Annotated in this window: 1 protein-coding gene; it reads right to left on the reverse strand. The window is 64.6% G+C overall.

Going from position 1 to position 384, the window contains the following annotated elements:
- Positions 1-144 precede the first annotated feature (144 nt).
- A partial coding sequence (locus GPA27_RS28720) for a M3 family metallopeptidase (RefSeq protein WP_246261553.1) occupies positions 145-384 on the reverse strand: 240 nt, incomplete at its 5' end.

A 384-nucleotide genomic window follows, 5' to 3' on the forward strand; every position in this document is an offset into this window, starting at 1 on the left:
CGATAGACATTCTGCGCCTGGGCCCCCACTGAGGCGAGGGCCATCAACAAGGAGGCAGCGGCAGGAGCGAACGTAGTACGGGGCATGCGGGTTCTCCTCATTCTTGTGGGCTGTGGTTTTTAGAGGCCAGGCGACAGACCGCACTCAGGCGGTCAGTTCTTCCGCCATGCCCTGGTGGCGCAGCAGGGCATCCAGACTGGGCTCGCGGCCACGGAAGGCCTTGAAGGACTCCATGGCGGGGCGGCTGCCACCCGCTTCCAGGATGGCCTCACGGTAGCGTCTCCCGGTTTCGGTGCTGGGCAAGCCGTCGGTACCGGCGGTTTCTTCAAAGGCGGCGTAGGCGTCGGCGCTGAGTACCTCGGCCCATTTGTAGCTGTAGTACCC

Origin of the sequence: Aromatoleum toluolicum (assembly GCF_012911005.2) — a bacterium.
Lineage (GTDB): Bacteria > Pseudomonadota > Gammaproteobacteria > Burkholderiales > Rhodocyclaceae > Aromatoleum > Aromatoleum toluolicum.